Consider the following 3,761-nt stretch of genomic DNA (forward strand, 5'->3'; position numbering starts at 1 on the left):
CGATCACCGACGAGGGTGTGGATATCGACCTCGCGATGAACCACTTGGCGCAGATGTGGGGTGGGGCCGAGGGCTTCGTCTACGTGACCTACTTTGACCGGGCGTCAGGGGACAAACAGTTCTCAAACTCCTTCGAGTACCCCGCAGGAATGGACGACGTACGCGAGTACATCGAGACGCACGCGACGACGCGAGAACTGTTCTATTGCCCGTTCGTACACGCGAGCGCAGACAGTAAGCGCAAGGGAATGTCAGTCGAGCGCCGATGGGTATGCATCGACCAGGACGACCCGATGACTGATCCGGGGGCGCTCACGCCGACGATCACAGTGGAGTCAGGTTCTGACGGGTGCTCCCATCGCTACTTCTCTGTGCCGGAAGGTGTGGGAGCCGATGAGTACCAGAAGATCGCGCAAGGAATCGGTGATCTGCTCGGGGGCTGTGACAGGAGCAAGACCACAGACCAGGACTTCTTCCGCGTTCCAGGAACGCTCAACTTCAAGCACGACCCGCCGACTGTGTGCGAGGTGGTCGAACGCACGGACGCGACGTACACCCAGCAGGGCCTCAGCGTCGCTGTGAATGCGTCACCGAGTGCACACACGCATGACCGGGTGACAGGCGCTCAGAATCGCTCTCAGGGCCTCCAGTTCGAGCCTGTGTCGGATATGCGTGACAACGGGACGATCAAGGGGCGACTCAACCGCGAGCTGGAGCGCATCGCAGAAGGCGACGACAGATCGGATGCTTCATTCGCCGCAGCGAAGGAGTGCCTCAAGGCTGGGTACTCGCCGGGGCAGGTGGCGACGATTCTTCGGGATCACTTCGCGCTTGAGAATGTGCGCGAGAAGTTCGGCACAGGGGAGCGACTGCTGCGAGACGTTGAGCGCACCGCGGGGAAGGTTGCGAAGGTGCCACAGATGGACATTGGTGACCGAAGTGAACTCTCGCTTCTCGATCTTGACGACCTCCTGACGCGAGGCATTGAGCCTGTCGAATGGTTGGTTCCGCGAGTGTTCCAACGGGGCGGGCTATATCAGGTCGTGAGTTACGCGGGCATGGGCAAGTCGCTGCTGATGCTCGACATATCCCAGCGACTCGCACGAGGCATCGAGGGGTTGCCGGGGGCTGCGATTCCCGACGGTGATTCCACATCCTCCGAGGCATTGACTGTTCTCTACATCGACGGCGAGAACACGCGACGGATCATCATGTCCCGACTTCAAGAGATGGACGTGAGGGGCCTCAATCGCCTGAAGTACGCGAGTATGCCGACGCTGCTTCCCCTTGACACGGAACGCGGAGGGGCAGAGTTCGTCGCACACGTGCGACACGTACAGGCTGAGGTCGTCGTGATCGACACCCTCTCTCGATTCGTAGAAGGCGATGAGAACGACGCAGCGACCTATGCGGCTCTGTACCGCTATGCGCTCGCACCGCTGAGGGCTGACGGCGTGACGATCATCAGGCTGGATCACACGGGCAAGGATCAGTCGAAAGGTGCCCGAGGGTCAAGCGCGAAGAATACCGACGTTGACGGGTCTTGGATTATCCGAGGCGAGAAGAACTCGTCGCGCTTCATGCTCGTCTGTGACAAAGACCGAACGGGCGACCTCGCACCAGTCGTGCCGATACGTCGAACGCAGGAACCACTCGGGCATGTGGCGACGATGCTGGGCGATTCCACACCCCCCGACGGATTCCTCGCCGTGGACTTCACGGGAGTAAGCGACTACTCGCGGTCGACGCAGAAGGTGCTTGATGAGAACCCTGAGCGAGTACGAGAAGTCATCGCAATTCTGGATCGAATCGTGGGCGAGGACGAGTCCTTGGGATTCGATAAGGCGCAGGCGTGCTTGAGGGGCGAAGGTGAGCGAGTAAGGGACGGGGTAACCAAGGCTGCCGTCGCCGTAAGAAAAAGGCGAATTGCGGGCACCTGAGGTGTGCCGGGGAGGTGTGCCGAAGACACGCGCTCGGCACACCTTTCGGCACACCCTCGAATGTGTGCGGCACACGTGTGCCGAAGAAGCGACTAATCGCACGTCAAACATGTGCCGCACACATTGGCACACATTCGACCCCGCGCTTGTTCGGCACAGTGCGTGTGTGTACGTAGTGCACACACTGTGCCACAGCGACCACTTGGAATTCACGATGGCTCGACGATTAGGTAATTCTCTTAGGATTAATGCGTTCCGGAAAGGAAGGTAGTTCGATGATTCGACTAACGCATCACCAAGGCCTGTTCTACAAGGAGTGGGAATACTTTATGGAGTCAGGCCCAGAGCCGGGCTCGGTACTGGTGCGAGTGGACGCGCTGTGTCTTGACTGCAATACGCCTCACGGGTACGTGGACGATGTGTTGGACCCGACCGTGATGATTCTTCACCACGACGACACTTGCCCGAATGATCGAGGCTATGTGATCGAGGTTGGAGAAGAAGTACTCACGCGAGACTACTTCTGGAACGTGTTCGCAAAGGCAAGGTCTAAGGCGCGAGCGTGATTGCTATAGCAATCGGGGCAAGACTTTTTGCCGCCTGTCGAAAGGAGAATGAGGAATGGATATCGAGGACCTGAAGGACTACATCGACCAGATGAAGGTCATTGTCGAGGATCACGCGACCTACGCCGTGAGCGTCGAGGCTGAGGTGGACGACTCGCGCACGCTCACTGAGGCGGGGGGTGTGGAACGCATCAAGGGCTGGGACGCACAGCGCAAGTGGTCTGATCGTCTCGCAGAGATGCGCGCTCAGGTCGACGCTGCCGTGGACCAGGCAGTGGAGGACGTGCGCGTGGCTGACGCTGCGATCACTTCACCCAAGGGATCGACGGATGAGCGCTCGCTCGCAGAGGCCACGTTCTCGCGACGCAGTGACAGCATCGTGAGCAGTCTCGAGGCGGAGGAGGGGCAGCGCCGCATCGAGAAGGGTGTGGAAGTTGTCGCCTCGGAGGGCCACGACGACGCGCTCAAGGCGATCATCACGCAGGAAGTCATCGACCGTCTGGAGACGCCCGAGGCAGTGCAGGAGTTCAAACGTCGTGTCTCGCCCGAGTACGTGCGTGCGAGCGACGACCTGCGAGCGACTGAGCGCATTGCTGCTGTGGCCCGTCACGACCTGGCGATGGCGACTGCACGAATCGACGCAGGGTTCCGTCTCCCTGAGTTCTCGCTCAACTGGGTAGAGGCTGACGCCGCCGCCTAATCGTTCATCCATTCAGTCTCGCTGTGCAATACGCCGGCGAGACTGAGTGCAGAGGGCGCTAGATTCGCCGCTGAGCGCCTGGCGCCGTCCCGCATGAGTGCATGCATGGTCACCGTGTCCCAGACGCTCACAGGCGCTGCTGTGTCGGACCCACCCGCTACGCTGCTGGCATGACGGAAAGCAAACAGCCGCAGATCGAGGACGCACCGAACTCCGCGTACGCGCTTAGGGACCTGTTCGAGCGTGTGCGAACCTCAGGGAAAGATAACTTCCAGAACGGGTGGGCAAGCGCGTTGGGTGCGGGCTTTCCGTCGCGGGAGTTCTCCGAACGCCATTCAGCGATGATGGACCTATTCGGTGAGGTTTCTGCGATGGTTCGCGCCTTCCCGGACGAGTCGCGTGAGTACCGCAGGTATTCCCCTTACCTGCAGAAGTGGCATGGTTACGCCATTGGTTTCCCTAATTGGAATGCGGGAATCAAGCTCGCTGAGCATCTCGATGTGCCTGTACTCGATCAGCTTGAAAGTCTTGGCCAGTTTCTAGAATCTTCTAATT

General features: G+C 59.8%; 3 protein-coding genes. All 3 read left to right on the forward strand.

Annotated elements, in window-relative coordinates:
- Positions 1–1,940, forward strand: a 1,940-nt coding sequence (locus H483_RS38150; RefSeq protein ID WP_052308377.1) for an AAA family ATPase, incomplete at its 5' end; no start/stop codon positions are given.
- Between the two features lie 621 nt (positions 1,941–2,561).
- Positions 2,562–3,206, forward strand: a complete 645-nt coding sequence (locus H483_RS27460; RefSeq protein ID WP_017836508.1) for a hypothetical protein — start codon at positions 2,562–2,564, stop codon at positions 3,204–3,206.
- 170 nt (positions 3,207–3,376) lie between these two features.
- A partial coding sequence (locus tag H483_RS39170; protein WP_152427920.1) for a hypothetical protein occupies positions 3,377–3,761 on the forward strand: 385 nt, incomplete at its 3' end.

Source organism: Dietzia sp. UCD-THP, assembly GCF_000349585.1.
Taxonomy (GTDB): domain Bacteria; phylum Actinomycetota; class Actinomycetes; order Mycobacteriales; family Mycobacteriaceae; genus Dietzia; species Dietzia natronolimnaea_A.

Bases quoted from the DNA above. Each gene is read 5' to 3' on its own strand.
- H483_RS27460 (WP_017836508.1), top strand. From the start codon at position 2,562: ATGGATATCGAGGACCTGAAGGACTACATCGACCAGATGAAGGTCATT.